The organism is Nonomuraea monospora (assembly GCF_039531895.1).
In the GTDB taxonomy this organism is placed as follows: domain Bacteria; phylum Actinomycetota; class Actinomycetes; order Streptosporangiales; family Streptosporangiaceae; genus Nonomuraea; species Nonomuraea monospora.
Map to the genome: position 1 here is coordinate 168,938 of NZ_BAAAQX010000025.1, position 16,222 is coordinate 185,159.

A 16,222-nucleotide genomic window follows, 5' to 3' on the forward strand; every position below is an offset into this window, starting at 1 on the left:
ATGGATTTCGGGCTGCTGTGCGTGCACGCGCACCCCGACGACGAGGCGATCTGGACGGGCGGCACCCTGGCCAGGTACGCCGACGCCGGAGCGAGGACGGCCGTGGTGACCTGCACCTGGGCGGCGGGCACCGGCCGCGCCGGGGAGCTGGAGCGCTCGCTGGAGATCCTCGGCGCGGGCGCGCCGAGGCTGCTCGGGTACGCCGACGCGGGCAAGCCCGGCTCGGCGCCCGGAGCGCCGCGCTTCGTGGACGTGCCGCTGGAGGAGTCGGCAGGGCGGCTGGTCGAGCACATCAGGCAGGTCAAGCCGGACGTGGTGCTCACCTACGACGGCTACGGCGGATACGGCCACCCTGATCACGTGCACGCGCACCGGGTCACGCTGGCGGCGGCCGAGGCGGCCGGATACGACCAGCTCTATCCCGGGGCGGGCGATCCGTGGCGGCCACGGGCCGTCTACCTGGCCACGTTCCCGCGTTCGGTGGTCGTGGCGGGGTGGGAGGAGGTGTTCGGGGCGCCGCCCGAGCCGGGGCAGACCATGCTGGGCGTGCCGGACGGGGAGATCGCCGTCCATCTGGACGTGGCGGCGTGGGCGGAGCGGAAGTGGGCGGCCATGCACGCGCACAAGTCGGAGGTGGGGCGGGGCGCGTCGATGACGCTGCTGACGTCACTGCCGGAACGGGCGCGGGCACAACTGCTGGGCAACGAGTGGTACCGGCGGGTATCGTTCACCGCTCAGCCCACGGCCACCTCACTGGAGGCGTGATCAGGCCGTCCAGCACGCACGCCCGCCCGCACCGAGGGCAGCGGCCGACCGTGGGGAGACGGGATCACTTGCCGCAGGTGACGATCACCAGCGTCAGTATCCCCGTAAGGATCAGCACCATGGCCGCCACCACGGCCACCTCGCCGCGGCTGACATGATCGCCGAAGCGGCGCGGCCCGCCCTCCGCCGCGCGTTCGTTGAACTCGTTGAGCCGGCTGGCCAGCCGTTCCCCGCTGTGCCGCAGCTCCAGCTCGATCTCCGCCAGGACGAGCCGCTCCTGCGGCGACAGGCCGTCCACGCCGTCCATGTCCTCACTCCGCCGCACGGCCGCCGACGTGCGGATAGTGCAGGTCGAAGGCGGGACGTTCGGAGCGGATGCGGGGCATGCTGGTGAAGTTGTGCCGGGGCGGTGGGCAGGAGGTGGCCCACTCCAGCGAGTTGCCGAACCCCCAGGGGTCGTCCACGACGACCCGCCTGGCCGTGCGCGCGGTGTACCAGACGTTGTAGAGGAACGGCAGCGTCGAGGCGCCGAGCAGGAACGCGCCGATGGAGGAGATCAGGTGCAGGTCGGTGAAGCCGTCGCCTGGGCCGTAGTCGGCGTACCGGCGCGGCATGCCGGCCACGCCGAGCCAGTGCTGCACCAGGAACGTGAGGTGGAAGCCGATGAACAGCGTCCAGAAGTGCAGCTTGCCGAGGCCCTCGTGGAGCATGCGGCCCGTCATCTTGGGCCACCAGAAGTAGAACCCGGCGAACATGGCGAACACCACGGTGCCGAACACCACGTAGTGGAAGTGGGCCACGACGAAGTAGGTGTCGGTGATGTGGAAGTCCAGCGGCGGCGAGCCGAGGATGACGCCGGTCAGGCCGCCGAGCAGGAACGTGATGAGGAACCCGACGGCGAACATCATCGGCGTCTTGAAGCTGAGGTGGCCGCGCCACATGGTGCCGGTCCAGTTGAAGAACTTCACGCCGGTCGGCACGGCGATGAGGAAGGTGAAGAAGGAGAAGAACGGCAGCAGCACCTGCCCGGTGGGGAACATGTGGTGCGCCCAGACGGTCATCGACAGCCCTGCGATGGCGATGGTGGCGCCGACCAGGCCGATGTAGCCGAAGATGGGCTTGCGGCTGAAGACGGGCAGCACCTCGGTGATGATGCCGAAGAACGGCAGCGCGATGATGTAGACCTCGGGGTGGCCGAAGAACCAGAACAGGTGCTGCCAGAGCATCGCCCCGCCGTTCTCGGGGTGGAAGAACTGGGTGTTCACCTTGCGGTCGGCCTCCAGCGCGAGCAGCGCGGCGGCCAGCACGGGGAACGCCATCAGCACGAGCATGCTGGTCAGCAGCACGTTCCAGGTGAAGATCGACATGCGGAACATGGTCATGCCGGGGGCTCGCATGCAGATGATGGTGGTGATGAAGTTGACGGCGCCGAGGATCGTGCCGACGCCGGCCAGGCTGAGCCCCATGACCCACAGGTCTCCCCCGACGCCGGGTGAGAAGGTCGCGTCCGACAGCGGCGTGTAGGCGAACCAGCCGAAGCTGGCCGCTCCCGAGGGGCTGAGGAAGCCGCTGACCGCGATGATGCCGCCGAACAGGAACAGCCAGAAGCTCACCGCGTTGAGCCGGGGGAAGGCCACGTCCGGCGAGCCGATCTGCAGCGGCATGATCACGTTGGCGAACCCGGCGAACAGCGGGGTGGCGAACAGCAGCATCATGATGGTGCCGTGCATGGTGAAGAGCTGGTTGTACTGCTCGTTGGTCACCAGTTGCATGCCGGGGTGGATGAGCTCGGCCCGGATGAGCAGCGCCATGACGCCGCCCAGCGAGAAGAACACGAACGAGGCGATCAGGTACATGTAGCCGATGACCTTGTGGTCCGTGCTCGACAGCCAGCGCACGATGAGGCGGCCCTTGCTCGACGGCCTCACCGGCGCCGCCACCGGTGTCAACGGCTCGTCAGTACGCGGTTCGTCAATGGTCACCGGGAACCCCCCATTTGCCCCGTGGTGCTCTCGGCGCCCGCACATGACGAAGTTTCCGCAGGTCAGCGCCTTACGACGGGCTTACCCCCTTCCGGGTGTCCTAAGCCGGTGAGCCGGGCTCGGACCAGCCCGGATACCTCAGATACCCTCCTGAACGTCCAGTTTGGGAGGGAATGGGTTGTCGGGGGTAGTTGCGGCGTTCGCCGCCCTGGTGTCGGTCGCCGTGCTCGGCTACGTCCTCGGTGTCATCGGCCTGCTGAAGTTCAGCGACGAGCTGGTGCTGTCGCGGCTGGCGTTCTTCGTGGCGACCCCGGCGCTGATGTTCGCCACCGTGTCGCGCGCCGACCTGGGCGCGCTGCTCTCTCCGGTGCTGCTGACCGAGATCATCGCGGTGGCGGTCACGCAGCTCGTCTTCGTCCTGGTGGCCAAGCTCGCCTGGCGGCGCACCACGCGGCAGGCCACGATCGGCGCGCTCGCCTCCTCCTACGTCAACGCCGGCAACCTCGGGGTGCCGATCTCGCTGTACGTGCTCGGCGACGCCGCCCTCGTCGCCCCCATCCTGCTCTTCCAGCTCCTCGTCCTGACCCCCGTCTCGTTCCTGATCCTCGACAAGGGCTCCCGCTCCCCGCGCGCCGCACTCCTGCTGCCCTTCCGCAACCCGCTCACCGTCGCCTCACTGCTCGGCCTGGCCCTCGCGCTCAGCGGCGTCTCCCTTCCGGTCACGGTCATGCGCCCGATCGACCTGCTCGGCGGCGCGGCCGTCCCGGTGGCGCTGCTGGCATACGGCCTCAGCCTGTACGGCTCCCGCCGCGCCCCAGCCGCGCCCGAGGAGAACGGCGTGGGCAAGGACATCGCGCTGGCGGTGACGCTCAAGGCGTTCGCGCAGCCGGCGCTCGCGTACGTGACGGCGCGCTTCGCGCTGGGGCTGGAGGGCACGCAACTACTGGCGGCGACGTTGTTCGCGGCGCTGCCCACGGCGCAGAACATCTATGTCTACGCCGTCACCTATGACACGGGCAGGCGGCTGGCTCGCGGCGCGGTGCTGCTGACCACGGGGTTGTCCATCCCGATCATGACCGCTATAGGGGCTGTGCTGGGATGAAACGGAAGTGATCCAATGTGGGCCTTTCTGCACGGCATCTGGCCCAGGCCCTCTCAGCAGCAAGAAAGCAGCCATATGTCTTGAGCGACCTGGAGATCTTCAGGCTCATTATCATTCACACCGCGAGGACCCCGACATATTGCCTCTTGGATAGACTTGCCCCCTGCGACTCGGAGCAGGTGATCCTATGCCGAGGAAATCACGGCAATCAGCTCAGAGACCGGCACCGACATTGAAGATCCTTGGCCGGCCCTGGTGGCAAGGGGTCGGAGCGCTCGTGAGCGTTGGAGCTCTGATCGCCACGTTCGCGATCTCCTGCAGCGGGGAACCTTCGAACTCCAGGGATACACGAGATGCGGACGGCTCAACCAACAACGCCACGGCCGGGGATGGGAGTTGCATCCTTCAAGGAGGGACAGGGAACACCTGTGAGGTTGGATCCGCACCCTCCTCACCAGCACGACTGGAGCAGCCATTTCACGTGGCCACTACTTGGCCGACACTGAGCGACTGCGACTTGACGACACAGGTGGCAGTCCTGGACCCCCGGACATCGCCCACCACAGTGGATCTGTCGCCTGACGTGAGCGCGAGAACCCAACTCGCATCCGCTGGCGCCGCTGCGCATGGAGTCGGCCACCTCTATCTGAACATGTCCGTGCTCGACGATTCCACTGCGCTGATAACAAATCTGAGGCCGATAATCTACAAGAAAGGGGTGGCGTCACCCACATGGGTCGCCGCAGCAGGCGGCGGAGGCTGTGGCGACGTATACGAGAGAGTCTTCCATCTCGACTTGGATAGACTCACTCTGACCGATAAAGGCGTCGAAGGATCTCCGGACGCGCCCGGAGTGACTCGCCAGCCTCGCACTGAACCCATAGGCAAGGCTTTCTCTGTTTCGAAGGACGAGCCAGCCCAGATTCGCGTGGACGCCCAGGCGTGCTCAGCTTTCTATGAATGGGGACTGCAGATCCAATACTCGGTGAACGGCCACGAGTACAGTGAAGTGATAGGCAAACCCGCAGATCCGCTCAGGTCTATAGGCTCGCTGAACAGTGCAATTCCAGCCTACATCCAGGAGACCGCCACAGAGCTGACGCGTGCAGGTACCGCCAAAAAAGCACCGCAATGCGATTAGGTACCGCGCAACGTCCTCGGCGGGCCCCACCGGCAGCCGTAACACACCCGCAGGGACGACCTGCGCTGGATCGCGGCGGAGCGTCGCCACGCAGAGCAGAAACACGCATCAGACAAGACTTCGGCCCTGCTCAAGCAGCAGAGCAACGGCGGCAGACGCCGTCTCGCTGCCTACGCCGTACTCCTCCATCACCTCGGACTCGGACGGCAACCCCTCATATGGCCCGCTGCGGCCACTTTCGATCCTCTCGATCACGTCGGCCGCGATCTGCTGAGACGTCCACGGCCACTTGTCGCGGTGCGTGGCGAACGTCCCGATCGCGGGCACGGTGTACGCCCACCCCTGCTCACGGAGCAAAGCCACGGCGGCACTGACCGTCTTCTTGGCCACGCCGTACTCTTCGATCAACTCCAATTGTGAGGGCAGCACCTGATCCGGTCCGTAGACGCCCCGCTTGATGCTCACCGCGAGATCAGCCGCGATCTTCTCGAACTCCCGCGGCTCGCGGATCTGCGGGGCGTCCCTGGGGCCGACATATGAGCCATCGGCGCGGATGGTGTAGATGACATCAGCCTCGCGCAGCACCTCAAGGGCTCTGCGCACTGTCAGCCGCGACGCCTCATGGGTCGTGCACATCTCGGCTTCCGTCGGGAGTGCCTGGCCGGGCTTGAGTCTGCCGGTGGCGATGTCGTCCTTGATGGCGTTGACAATCATCCGGTAGATCGGCACCGGCCCCCGGGGACCTCGTTTCGTCATGGCCGCAGAGTACATATTGGAAACCCTCATATACATCAAGGAACTGCTGATCATCACGACGCGTTCACACCGCGGTGTCCATAGGCGTCGCCCGACACTGCCTGTTTCGCCGGATCGCTCATGCGTATGACGAGGCGCCGTGCTCGGCGGACGGCGTCCGGGAGAAAAATCTTCCCGGGCTGTGTCGATCCGCGCCCCGCCCGTACGACGCGTTGGTGCGGAACGAACGACGACCCCCTGAGGAGGGACCCGCCATGCAGAAGATCACCACGTTCCTGTGGTTCGACGACCAGGCCGAGCAGGCCGCCACCTTCTACACCTCCCTGTTCCCCGACTCCCGCATCGTCTCGGTGCAGCGCCAGGGCGACGCAGGGCCGGCGTTCCTGGTGGAGTTCGAGGCGGCGGGCCAGCGGTTCCTGGCGCTGAACGGCGGCCCGCAGTTCAAGTTCAACGAGGCGATCTCGCTGTACGTGAACTGCGAGTCGCAGGAGGAGGTGGACGAGCTGTGGGACAAGCTCACCGAGGGCGGTGAGGAGTCGCAGTGCGGCTGGCTGAAGGATCGGTGGGGCCTGTCCTGGCAGATCATCCCCAAGCAGCTGCACGAGCTGCTGCAGCACCCCGACCCGGCCACGGCGCAGCAGGTGATGAAGGCCATGATGGGCATGCAGAAGATCGACATCGCCGGGCTGCAGGCGGCGGCCGGGCAGTAGGGGCAGCGGCGGCTTCGTGAGGTCGAAGGCCGCTTTATGAGGTCGGAGTCCGCTTTGTGAGGTCGAAGGCCGCTTTGTGAGGTCGAAGGCCGGCGCCGTCGTGCGGCGCCGGCCGGTGGGGGTGGTCAGCGGGGGGGTGATGAGGCCTCGCCGGTACGCCCTGACGAGCGCCCGCGGCACCAGCAGCTCCCGCCCGTCCACCACGATGGGCACCAGGTCGGGCGCGGCGGCCTTCCACTGGCTGCGGCGGTGCCGCGTGTTCGAGCGGGACGTCTTCCGCTTGGGCACGGCCACGGCTACCAGCTCGCCTTCGTCACGCCGGGCAGCTCGCCCCGGTGGGCCATCTCGCGGAAGCGCACCCGCGAGAGCCCGAACTTCGACAGGTGACCGCGGGGGCGTCCGTCGATGGAGTCGCGGTTGCGCACCCGGGTGGGGCTGGCGTCGCGGGGCTGGCGGGCCAGCTCCCGCACGGCGTCGGCCCTCTCCTGCGGGCCGCCGGTGCGGATGATCTCCTTCAGCTCGGCCCGCCGTCCGGCATGGCGGCGCACCACGGCCTTGCGGCGCTCGTTCGCTGCGATCTTGCTCTTCTTGGCCATCAGACCCTCTCTCCTCTGGCGCGGACGCGCGCGACGGCCTGCTCGATGCCGATTTTGTCGATGATCTTGATGGCTCTGGCGCTGAGCGTCAGCCGTACGTGCCGGCCCTCGCTCGGCAGCCAGTAGCGGCGGCGCTGGATGTTGGGGTCCCAGCGGCGGCGGGTGCGCCGGTGGGAGTGGGAGACGGCGTTGCCGAAGACCGGCGCCGCGCCGGTCAGCTGGCAGTGTGCGGACATCATTTCCTTCCGTCGGGACGGGTCATCGCTCTTCGCGGAACGTCACGTGCCTGCGCACGATCGGGTCGTACTTGCGCAGCGTCAGCCTGTCGGGGTCGTTACGGCGGTTCTTCCTGGTCACGTAGGTGTAGCCGGTGCCGGCTGTCGAGCGGAGCTTGATCAGCGGCCGTAGCTCGTTTCTGGCCACAGCGGTTCCTTCCGGGTTGCGGAGCTGTGCCATGATAACGACAACGATTTTCATTTCGACAACTGGAGGTCCGGTGCCCACCCCCGTCGTCCTCGTCGCAGGCCTGCACGGCGCGGCCCGCACGGCCGCCGTCGAGCGGCTGCTCGCCGACCATCCCGGCTCGCTCGCCGTCCACCACGACCTCGGGCGGGTCACCACCGGCCTGATCACCCGCACCGTCCGCGACGCGACCGGCGTGCGGGAGTCCGCGCAGGTACGGCTCGCGCACGGCTGCGTCACCTGCACGGTGCGCGAGGACCTGCTCCCCCGGCTCGTCGCGCTCGCACCCACCGCGCCGCTGCTGATCGCCGACCTGTGGGACTCCGTCGAGCCCCGCTCCGTCGCCGAGGCCGTCGACCGCCCCGAGGCGCACGACCTGCTGCGGCTCACCGCCGTCCTCACCGCCGTGGACGCCGCCGCCATGCCCGAGGACCTGACCAGGGGCGAACGCCTCATCGAGGTCGGCAAACCCGCCGCGGCCGGCGACCAGCGCTTCCTCGCCGAGGTGCTCACCCGGCAGATCGAGTACGCCACCGGCCTGGTGCCGCACGGCGGCGACGAGGAGGACCAGGACCTGACGGCCGCCGTGCTCACGCACCTGACCCCGTTCACGCCGGTGCATCCCGCCACCGCCCTGCCCGCCGTTACCGGGGCGGCGCTGTGCACGTCCGAGCTGGCCGAACGCGTGGAGCCCGCCACCGCGCAACTTCCCGGCGACGCCCGCACCGACGAGATCACCACCATGGTCTGGCACAGCCGCCGCCCCCTGCACCCCGGCCGCCTCTTCGAGGCGGTGGACGAGCTGGTCACCGAGTCCGTACGCTCACGCGGCCGCTTCTGGCTGGCCACCCGGCCCAGCCGGCTGCTGGCCTGGGACGCGGTCGCCGGAATCGTCTCCGTCGAGGACGCCGGCCCCTGGCTGGCCGCCTTGCCCGAGGCAGCCTGGGACCTCGTCTCGCCCGCCCGGCGGCTGGCCGCTTCCCTGGACTGGCATGCCGAGGTGGGGGATCGCGTCCAGCATCTCGTGTTCACCGGGCCCAACCTGGACGGCGAGCGGCTGCGGGCGTTGCTGGACTCCTGCTTGACCACCCCCGAGGACGGGCCCGTGGCTCTGTTCGATGATCCGTTCGCGCCGATGCTGGACCTTGAGGAGATCGCATGAGGATCCGACGTAAGCCGGACATGCTGCTGCAGCGGGTTGACTACAAGGACACGAACCTGTTGCGGCGGTTCATCTCCGATCGGGGGAAGATTCGCAGCCGGCGGGTGACGGGGGTGAGTGTGCGGCAGCAGTGGGAGCTTGCGCGCGCCATCAAGAACGCGCGTGAGATGGCACTCCTGCCGTACGCGTCCCGCCCCAGAACACCATAAACCCGCACCACCGGGCCCAGCGTCACTGACCCGGTCCCGCAGCGTGGGGGGCGGGGCCGCCCTGCCCGGCCTTCGCCCCTCGCCCCCTCGCCCCCTCGCCCCCTCGCCCCCTCGCCCCCTCGCCCCCTCGCCCCCTCGCCCCCTCGCCCCCTCGCCCCCTCGCCCCCTACGACGGCAGCATCGCGTCCGCGTCGAGGACGAGGGAGAACGGGTCCTCCCACCCACTCCAGACGTCCGAACCGGCCAGTTCCTCGGTGACCTCGAACAGGCGGCCGGGGCGCAGGGGCCGCAGCCGATGCCAGACGACGGTGGTGACCGCGCCGGTCCTGGCCTCGCAGGGCAGCACGGCGGTGGCGGGTTCGACGCGGTCGGCTAGCTCGCGGGCGCACACCGTCCGTCCGCTCAGGCTGGGCAGGCGGTCGGCGCGCAGGTGGTGGACGGGGGTGGCGGGCGCCAGGTGAGCGAGCACGGCCCGCGACAATTCGCCGTCCTCGGCGTCGCCGCCGTGCAGCACCAGGTGGGTGGCGTACTCGAGCTGCCTGGCCAGCACCTCGGCGACGTACCGCTCGTCGCGGCCGGGCAGGCGGTCGGCGCGCAGGATGTTCACGGGCATGTGCCGGGCGTCGAGCGCGGTGAGCACGCCGGTCAGCCGGAGACCCTCCTCGGCGGCGAGCGTCTCGGCGAACGGGCGCGGCTCGGCGGTGTCCGGCAGCTCCATCGGCGTACAGACCGGCGACCAGGACGACAGGAGCAGCCACGCGAACCTCCATGCTCACAATGAAAACCATTATCGTAGTCTTCTTCGCGAAACCACCGAAATGTGGTGCAGCACACCGTTGTCGTTAACTTTCCTGACAGATCGGTGTCCATGTGGTCGACTTACTGTCGGCGAGGCTGCACCCCCCACTCAGGAGGTTCGTCGATGGAACGCCGTCATTTCCTGCGCGCCTCGGTAATCGGCGCCGGCACGGTCGCCTTCTCCGGCAGTCTCTGGCAAGGGGCGGCCCTGGCCGCGCCCGCCCAGAACGCCGGCGGCCCGTACGGCGCGCTGCAGGCCGCCGACGCCAACGGCATCCAGTTACCCTCCGGCTTCACCAGCAGGGTGATCGCCCGGTCCCGCCAGGCCGTCACCGGCACGTCCTACACCTGGCACGACGCGCCCGACGGAGGCGCGTGCTTCGCCGACGGCAGCGGCTGGATCTACGTGTCCAACTCGGAGATCAACCCGGGCGGCGGCGCCTCGGCGCTCCGCTTCGACGCCGACGGTGACGTCACCTCGGCCTACCGCATCCTGTCCGGCACCCGGACGAACTGCGCGGGCGGCAAGACACCCTGGAACACCTGGTTGTCGTGCGAGGAGGTCAGCCGGGGCTACGTCTACGAGACCTACCCGTTCGGCGGCGCCGCCGTGCAGCGGCCCGCGATGGGCAGGTTCAAGCACGAGGCCGCGGCGGCCGACCCGGTGCGGCGGGTGATCTACCTGACCGAGGACGAGCCCGACGGACGGTTCTACCGGTTCGTCCCCACCACCTGGGGCGACCTGTCGTCAGGCACCCTGCAAGTACTGGTCGCGGGCTCCGCCACCTCCGGCTCCTTCACCTGGGCGAACGTGCCAGACCCCGACGGCTCCCCGACCGCCACCCGCAGCCAGGTATCAGGGTCGAAGTCCTTCAACGGGGGCGAGGGCTGCCACTACGCGAACAACACCGTCTGGTTCACCACCAAGGGCGACAACCGGGTGTGGCAGCTCGATCCGACCACGAACAGGTACGAGCTCGCCTACGACGACAGCCTCGTCAGTCCAGGCACGCCGCCGCTCACCGGCGTCGACAACGTCACCGGCTCCGCCTCCGGCGACCTCTACGTGGCCGAGGACGGCGGGAACATGGAGATCTGCCTGATCACGCCCGACGACAAGATCTCGCCATTCCTGCGGATCAGCGGGCAGAGCGCGTCGGAGATCACCGGTCCCGCCTTCAACCCGTCCGGCGACCGGCTGTACTTCTCCTCCCAGCGCGGGACGTCCGGGTCGTCGTCCGGCGGCATCACATACTGCGTGACCGGCCCCTTCCGCTGACCTCAGCGGGACGTCGGGGTCGTCGTCAGGCGGCATGCCATACTGCGCGACCGGGCCCTTCCGCCGACCCCCAGCACGACGTCGGAGGTATTAAGTACCAGGCGACCGGCCCCTTCCGCGGACCCCGGCGCGACGTCGGAGTCGCCGTCAGGCGGCATCACGTACTACGTCACCGCGGCCCCTTCCGCCGACCCCGGCGCGACGTCGGAGGCACCGACACGTACCGCATGATCAGGCCCTTCCGCTGACCCCGCGCCCGCTCACTCCCCGCGCGGGCGCATGTTGGCGAACATCTCCGCCAGCGTCCGGCTGCCCGGCTCGTACAGGTCCAGCGGATCGGCCCGCATCGCCTCGTCCAGCGCGCGGGCGTCGTCACCGACCAGGATGCGCCAGGTTCCCGCGCGCACGCCGTCGAGGATGATCGTCGCGGCCTCGGCGGCGGAGAGCGGGGCGTTGTCCCGAAAGCCCTCCCCCATGGCCTTGACCGCCGCCCGCACCGCCTCGTCGCTCAGCTCATCGGCGGGAACACCGGCAACGGCGGCGGCGAGACCCCGGGCGTCCGCGAGTTCCTCCGGGGTCATGTCGTCGGGCTCCGCGCCGCCGTGAAGCCTTCGCGAGTTGATCACGATCTCCGTGCCGACGTGGCCCGGCATCACCAGCGCGACCCGCACGTGGGGCGCGTTGAGCCGCAGGTCCACCACCAGCGACTCCGAGAAACCCTTCACTGCGAACTTGGCGGCGCTGTAGGCGCTCATCGGCATGTTCGGGCCGCACGCCCAGAAGCCGTTGACACTGCTGGTGTTGATCACGCAAGCCTCGTCGGCGGCGATGAGGAGCGGCATGAACGTGCGCGAGCAGTTGTAGACACCGCCCCAGCAGATGGCGAACGTCCGGTCCCATTCGGCTCGCGGGCTGGTGACAAAGCTGCTGCCGCCGCCTACGCCGGCGTTGTTGAACAGGAGATTGATGTGATTGGTGCCGTGTTGCTCGATCACCTCGTCGCGGAACCTCGCCACCTGGGCTTCGTCCGACACGTCGCACAGGTGGGTCGTGATCCGCACCTCGCCACCGGGCACGTTGGTGACGGCCCGCACCCCACCATCGGGCCCGGTCTCGGCAGCCCGCGCCTCCCCGCCAGACGCGGCGTTGACAGCCCGCACGTCGCCACCGGGTGTGGTGCTGGCGACCCGCGCCTGCCCACCGGGCCTATTGGTGGCGGCCCGCGCGTCACCACCGAGCGCGGTGTTGACGATCCGCGCGTCACCACCAGGCCCCGCCACGGCGCCCCGCGCGTCACCGCCAGGGCCTGCCCCGGCAGCCCGCACGCCACCGCCACGCCTGGACCCGGCGGCCCGCACGTCACCACCAGGCGCTGCCCCGGCAGCCCGCATGTCTCCTCCGGGCGCGATCCTGGCGGCCCGCACGCCACCGCCGTTCACAGCCTTGGCGGCCAGCTCGGCGGTGATGGCCAGGGAGGCCTCGTCGATGTCGCAGGCGGCGACCGAGCAGCCCTCGGCCGCCAGTTGCACGACCAGTTCGCGGCCCATCCCGGCGCCGCCTCCCGTGACGACGGCCGTCTTCCCCGTGAACGATCTCATCGCTCCGCCCTTCGTCGCCGAAGGCCACACTTACACGTACCGGAGTGACCATCAACGCCTTTCCGGCTCGCCACCCCCCTTCCAGATCGCCGCACGACCGGTCACGGCGGGCCACCAGAACCGGCTACGACACCGGCGCAGACGCAGCCAGCCCCAGCTTGGCGGCCAGCTCCTCGATCAGCTCAACCTGCTGCTCGGCCTCCATCGGCAGAAGATGGAGCGCGATATGCACCTCATCAGCACCGACCGCCACCGCACGATCGAGCTGACCCAGCACGGCACCGGTGAACACCTGCGGCGAAACCGGCTCCCCGGGAGGAGTCGGAATGATGTTCACCACAACGGTGCCCTCACCCCGGCCGCTGCCACTGCCACTGCCACTGCCACTGCCACTGCCACCAGCGTCCCGATACCACCCGACCTGCATGCGAGTGTCATCCCAATTCACCGCAGTGGTGATGAACCCGTCCCCGATACGCGCAGCCCGCTCAATCGTGGAACGCGTGATCGCCCCGAACAGCAGCGGAATACTGCCCCGCCACGGCTTCGGCCCCACCTTGGCCAGCGGAATCCGGTAGTGCTCACCGTGAAACTCCACAGGATCAGGAGCCCAGCAGGCACGCATAGCCGCCGTATGCTCGACGAACCCCGCACCCCTACGCCCGGCGGGCACCCCGGCCGCGGTGAACTCCTCGGGAATGTAGAACGGCGGCAGCCGCGTACCGCCACCTTGCCCGACGCCCACGACCAGCCGCCCCTTGGAGAGCCGGTCGAGCGTGGCCAGTCTGCGAGCCAGGACGACGGGCGGCTGGAAGATCGTGTTCAGGATGCCGGTGACCACGCGGATGCGCCGGGTGTGCGCCGCCGCCCAGGTCAGCAGCTCCAGCGACTCCCAGACGTGGTCCTCGGGCAGGCCCGCGTCGTTGTTCCAGTGCGGCCCGGCGGGGATCAGCAGCCGGTCGCTGGCGGACACGGCGTGATAGCCGAGCCGTTCGGCCGCCTGCGCCACGGTGACGACGGCGTCGGGACCGGCGTACGGGCTGACCTGCGGCAGGGTCACGCCGATGCGAGGAAGACTCATTCGTATGCTCCATTCGTAACCGTCGAGCGGGGAACACCCGCTCCGCAGAGAGGTCGGAGCCGCGAAAGAAATTTTGCGCCCGCCACGGCAAAAACCCGCAACCGGCTCCGACCCCACGGTGAACGGCCCCACGAGGGCACCGAACGGCCATCGAAGGAGATGACATGAAGTTCCTGTTGATCATGCACACGAACCCCCAGGTCTGGGACGCGCTCACCGAGGAGCAGCGCAACGAGGTGATGAGCGGCCACGGCGGCTTCATGGACACCATCACCAAGTCCGGCGAGCTGATCAGCACAGCAGCCCTGGCCGATCCGGGGCAGAGCGCCGTGGTGCGGGTCCAGCGCGGCGTCCCGGTCGTGACGGACGGGCCGTACCTGGAGGCCAAGGAGTTCCTCGGCGGCTACTACCTGGTGGAGTGCGACAGCCGGGAGCGCGCCCTCGAACTGGCCGCACTCATCCCCGACGCCGGCGTCGAAGGACTCGGCATCGAGGTGCGACCGGTTGTCTTCGCGGGCACGGCCGACGGCTGAGCCCGGTGAAGTTCCTGCTGAACGTCTACGCGAGCGCCGCCACCGTACTCGATCACGAACGCATCCTGGCCATGGCCGGGCGGTCAGGCGAGCTCATCGCCGGCCACGCTCTCTCCAACCCGTCCATCAGCGCCGTCGTCCAGGCAAGGGATGGCGTGGTGGAGGTGACCGAGGGACCGTACCTGCCGGCCGTGCAGCACGTGGCCGGACAGTACCTGCTCGACTGCGAAAGCCGGGAGCGTGCCCTCGAACTGGCGGCGCTCGTGGTGGACGGACATGGTGGAACGGTGGAAGTGCGCCCTGTGATGGACTCTGCCGGATGGGAGATGTGATCATGCACTGACACCCTGAGGACCTATGACGCCGTACGCACTACGCGGTGCGACGTGGACCGGCATACGCACTGCCCCGCACTTCCCCTGGGCGACGCCCTGCGGCACTGCACCGCGCCACTTCGCACCGCACCCCGCTCCGTTGCCCCGCCCCGCGCCGTGCTGTGCCACACCGCCCCGCGCCGTGCTGTGCCACACCGCCCCGCGCCGTGCTGTGCTGTGCACTGCGTCGCACAATGCCCCCCACCGGGCCCGATACGGCGCAGTGCCGCACTGCAACCCCGCCACTCGCGGCATGCCCGGCACTGCGCCCGCCCGTCACGCTCGGCATGCCAGTTCTGCACACGCCACGCTCGGCATGCGAGCTCTGCACACGCACCCGGGCCCACACCCCGGCACTGCACTGCACCACACCATGCGGCACTGCGCCGCACCATGCAGGGGCCGCACCGCGTCCCGCAAGTCAGCGCGTCGTAAGTCCAGCGTGCTCCCGCACCACCCGCCACCCAACCCGCCACCACTCGTCACCCACCTCGCGCCTCACCCCAGCCTCCGCCCCGCCACCACCTCGCGCCTCACCCCAGCCTCCGCCCCGCCACCACCTCGCGCCTCACCCCAGCCTCCGCCCCGCCACCCACCCTGCCTCACTTTCCCCCGCCCTTCACTCACCCTGTCGCCCAGCCCGCGCCTTATTTCTCTTCCCCACTCCCGCGCCCAGCAGCGAAGACACACGACAGCGCACTACGCAGAACACCAGCGAAGGAGCCGGTGACGCCAGGCTGCAACCAGTGGCGCCCCGCCACTCGAATAGCCCCGGCAACAGCCGACGCCGTCACAGCAGGAAACAGGTCAGCCCGAGGATCGCCACCGGTCCGCTCCGCGATGGCCTCCGCCAGCGGCTCCTCCGCCATGCTGAACGCCTTGAGCGCCTCCCCCTCCAACGCGGGCGTCGACATGATCATGGCAAGACCGGCCCGGTCTGGCTCAGGATCGGTATAAAGCTCGACCACGGCAGCGATCACCGCCTCCTCCAGCCCCTCCCCCGCAGGCCTGGCACGCAGCGCCTCCCCCACCCGCCGCGACTGATCGGCCTGAAAAGCGCAGATCGCCTCCTCCCTGCTGGAGAAGTAGTTGTTATACGTACGCGGCGAAACACCCGCGGCCGTGGCGATGTCATGGACGCGAACGAGCGCCAGCCCGTTGGGGCCCTGCTCGATGGCCAGCCGCAGCGCGGCGTGACCGATGGCCTCCCGGGTGGCCTGCTTGTTACGGGACCGCAGATCCATGGCGTCATCGTTCATGGCGTGAAGCCTACCCGATGATGCGCGGCACGCAACTTGTGCGTGGCACGCATTTTGTGGATAGAGTGCGGGACGACGCCCGGCACTTCCCGTCCGAAGTGCCGATCACCTGGCGTGCGCCGGAGACGGTGAGGCTCCGCAGAGCAGGCTCCCATGCCCGTCCTGCGCGAGCCGTCCGTCGCGGGCGCCGTCCCGGCCACGCCCCGGAGGACCCAGCGGGACCTCCGACCAGAGCAGGAACCAGAGCAGGAACAGGAGCAGCCGATGGCAGCCAAGATGATCACATTCGACGAGGACGCCCGGCGCGGTCTCGAGCGCGGTATGAACCAGCTCGCCGACGCCGTCAAGGTGACCCTCGGCCCCAAGGGCCGCAACGTCGTGCTGGAGAAGAAGTGGGGCGCTCCCACGATCACCA

The 16,222-nt window shown here is 69.0% G+C and carries 19 protein-coding genes and 1 pseudogene; 9 read left to right on the forward strand and 11 right to left on the reverse strand.

Annotated elements, in window-relative coordinates; all coding sequences use genetic code 11:
• The gene (locus tag ABD331_RS38525) at nucleotides 1-765 is read left to right on the forward strand and encodes a PIG-L family deacetylase (protein ID WP_344486574.1); all 765 of its coding nucleotides are present in this window, start codon (nucleotides 1-3) and stop codon (nucleotides 763-765) included.
• 64 nt (nucleotides 766-829) lie between these two features.
• On the opposite strand, the gene ABD331_RS38530 is transcribed toward ABD331_RS38525, so the two are convergent.
• Nucleotides 830-1,072 carry a DUF3040 domain-containing protein gene (locus tag ABD331_RS38530; RefSeq protein ID WP_344486577.1) on the reverse strand — a complete coding sequence of 81 codons (243 nt, stop codon included), beginning with the start codon at nucleotides 1,070-1,072 and terminating at the stop codon, nucleotides 830-832.
• Nucleotides 1,073-1,076: 4 nt separating this feature from the next.
• Nucleotides 1,077-2,714: an aa3-type cytochrome oxidase subunit I gene (gene ctaD / locus ABD331_RS38535; RefSeq protein ID WP_425566148.1), complete on the reverse strand. Its 1,638-nt coding sequence runs from the start codon at nucleotides 2,712-2,714 to the stop codon at nucleotides 1,077-1,079.
• A 211-nt stretch (nucleotides 2,715-2,925) separates the two neighbouring features.
• Between ctaD and ABD331_RS38540 the strand changes: the two genes are divergently transcribed.
• Both ABD331_RS38540 and ABD331_RS38545 read left to right on the forward strand, forming a co-directional pair.
• Nucleotides 2,926-3,849 (forward strand): AEC family transporter, encoded by a 924-nt coding sequence (locus ABD331_RS38540; RefSeq protein ID WP_344486583.1) that lies wholly within the window; start codon nucleotides 2,926-2,928, stop codon nucleotides 3,847-3,849.
• A 652-nt stretch (nucleotides 3,850-4,501) separates the two neighbouring features.
• Complete coding sequence (locus ABD331_RS38545; protein WP_344486586.1) at nucleotides 4,502-4,990, forward strand: hypothetical protein; 489 nt, start codon at nucleotides 4,502-4,504, stop codon at nucleotides 4,988-4,990.
• Between the two features lie 108 nt (nucleotides 4,991-5,098).
• Here ABD331_RS38545 and ABD331_RS38550 read toward each other — a convergent pair whose 3' ends face one another.
• Nucleotides 5,099-5,746 carry a GntR family transcriptional regulator gene (locus ABD331_RS38550; protein WP_344486589.1) on the reverse strand — a complete coding sequence of 216 codons (648 nt, stop codon included), beginning with the start codon at nucleotides 5,744-5,746 and terminating at the stop codon, nucleotides 5,099-5,101.
• A gap of 254 nt (nucleotides 5,747-6,000) precedes the next feature.
• Here ABD331_RS38550 and ABD331_RS38555 point away from each other — a divergent pair, with 254 nt between their 5' ends.
• The gene (locus ABD331_RS38555; RefSeq protein WP_344486592.1) at nucleotides 6,001-6,456 is read left to right on the forward strand and encodes a VOC family protein; all 456 of its coding nucleotides are present in this window, start codon (nucleotides 6,001-6,003) and stop codon (nucleotides 6,454-6,456) included.
• A gap of 129 nt (nucleotides 6,457-6,585) precedes the next feature.
• Here ABD331_RS38555 and rpmF read toward each other — a convergent pair.
• The 4 genes and pseudogenes from rpmF to rpmG form a co-directional block, all read right to left on the reverse strand.
• Nucleotides 6,586-6,750: pseudogene (gene rpmF, locus ABD331_RS38560) on the reverse strand (50S ribosomal protein L32); the annotation flags it as partial.
• Nucleotides 6,751-6,752: 2 nt separating this feature from the next.
• Nucleotides 6,753-7,052, reverse strand: coding sequence for a 30S ribosomal protein S14 (gene rpsN, locus ABD331_RS38565; RefSeq protein WP_344486595.1), 300 nt, complete (start codon nucleotides 7,050-7,052; stop codon nucleotides 6,753-6,755).
• Nucleotides 7,052-7,288 carry a 50S ribosomal protein L28 gene (gene rpmB, locus ABD331_RS38570; protein WP_344486598.1) on the reverse strand — a complete coding sequence of 79 codons (237 nt, stop codon included), beginning with the start codon at nucleotides 7,286-7,288 and terminating at the stop codon, nucleotides 7,052-7,054. Before rpmB ends, rpsN begins: the two co-directional genes overlap by 1 nt.
• Before the next feature lie 22 nt (nucleotides 7,289-7,310).
• A complete protein-coding gene (rpmG, locus tag ABD331_RS38575; protein WP_148440526.1) occupies nucleotides 7,311-7,475 on the reverse strand; it encodes a 50S ribosomal protein L33 in 165 nt (54 codons plus the stop codon).
• 73 nt (nucleotides 7,476-7,548) lie between these two features.
• Here rpmG and ABD331_RS38580 point away from each other — a divergent pair, with 73 nt between their 5' ends.
• A complete protein-coding gene (locus ABD331_RS38580; protein WP_344486604.1) occupies nucleotides 7,549-8,676 on the forward strand; it encodes a CobW family GTP-binding protein in 1,128 nt (375 codons plus the stop codon).
• Entirely contained in the window at nucleotides 8,673-8,885 is a 213-nt protein-coding gene (gene rpsR, locus ABD331_RS38585; RefSeq protein ID WP_344486607.1) for a 30S ribosomal protein S18, read from the forward strand. Before ABD331_RS38580 ends, rpsR begins: the two co-directional genes overlap by 4 nt.
• 166 nt (nucleotides 8,886-9,051) lie before the next feature.
• On the opposite strand, the gene ABD331_RS38590 is transcribed toward rpsR, so the two are convergent.
• Entirely contained in the window at nucleotides 9,052-9,603 is a 552-nt protein-coding gene (locus ABD331_RS38590) for a CobW family GTP-binding protein (RefSeq protein WP_344486610.1), read from the reverse strand.
• Between the two features lie 204 nt (nucleotides 9,604-9,807).
• Between ABD331_RS38590 and ABD331_RS38595 the strand changes: the two genes are divergently transcribed.
• Nucleotides 9,808-10,962 carry an alkaline phosphatase PhoX gene (locus tag ABD331_RS38595; RefSeq protein ID WP_344486613.1) on the forward strand — a complete coding sequence of 385 codons (1,155 nt, stop codon included), beginning with the start codon at nucleotides 9,808-9,810 and terminating at the stop codon, nucleotides 10,960-10,962.
• 260 nt (nucleotides 10,963-11,222) lie between these two features.
• Here ABD331_RS38595 and ABD331_RS38600 read toward each other — a convergent pair whose 3' ends face one another.
• Nucleotides 11,223-12,560, reverse strand: coding sequence for an SDR family NAD(P)-dependent oxidoreductase (locus ABD331_RS38600; protein ID WP_344486616.1), 1,338 nt, complete (start codon nucleotides 12,558-12,560; stop codon nucleotides 11,223-11,225).
• A 124-nt stretch (nucleotides 12,561-12,684) separates the two neighbouring features.
• Nucleotides 12,685-13,641, reverse strand: a complete 957-nt coding sequence (locus ABD331_RS38605) for an LLM class flavin-dependent oxidoreductase (RefSeq protein ID WP_344486619.1) — start codon at nucleotides 13,639-13,641, stop codon at nucleotides 12,685-12,687.
• Nucleotides 13,642-13,805: 164 nt separating this feature from the next.
• On the opposite strand from ABD331_RS38605, the gene ABD331_RS38610 reads away from it, so the two are divergent.
• Together ABD331_RS38610 and ABD331_RS38615 are read left to right on the forward strand one after the other, a co-directional pair.
• On the forward strand, nucleotides 13,806-14,174 hold the full coding sequence (locus ABD331_RS38610; protein WP_344486622.1) for a YciI family protein: 369 nt from the start codon (nucleotides 13,806-13,808) through the stop codon (nucleotides 14,172-14,174).
• Nucleotides 14,175-14,179: 5 nt separating this feature from the next.
• Nucleotides 14,180-14,506, forward strand: coding sequence for a YciI family protein (locus ABD331_RS38615; RefSeq protein ID WP_344486625.1), 327 nt, complete (start codon nucleotides 14,180-14,182; stop codon nucleotides 14,504-14,506).
• Between the two features lie 689 nt (nucleotides 14,507-15,195).
• On the opposite strand, the gene ABD331_RS38620 is transcribed toward ABD331_RS38615, so the two are convergent.
• On the reverse strand, nucleotides 15,196-15,807 hold the full coding sequence (locus ABD331_RS38620; RefSeq protein WP_344486628.1) for a TetR/AcrR family transcriptional regulator: 612 nt from the start codon (nucleotides 15,805-15,807) through the stop codon (nucleotides 15,196-15,198).
• Between the last annotated feature and the right edge of the window lie 415 nt (nucleotides 15,808-16,222).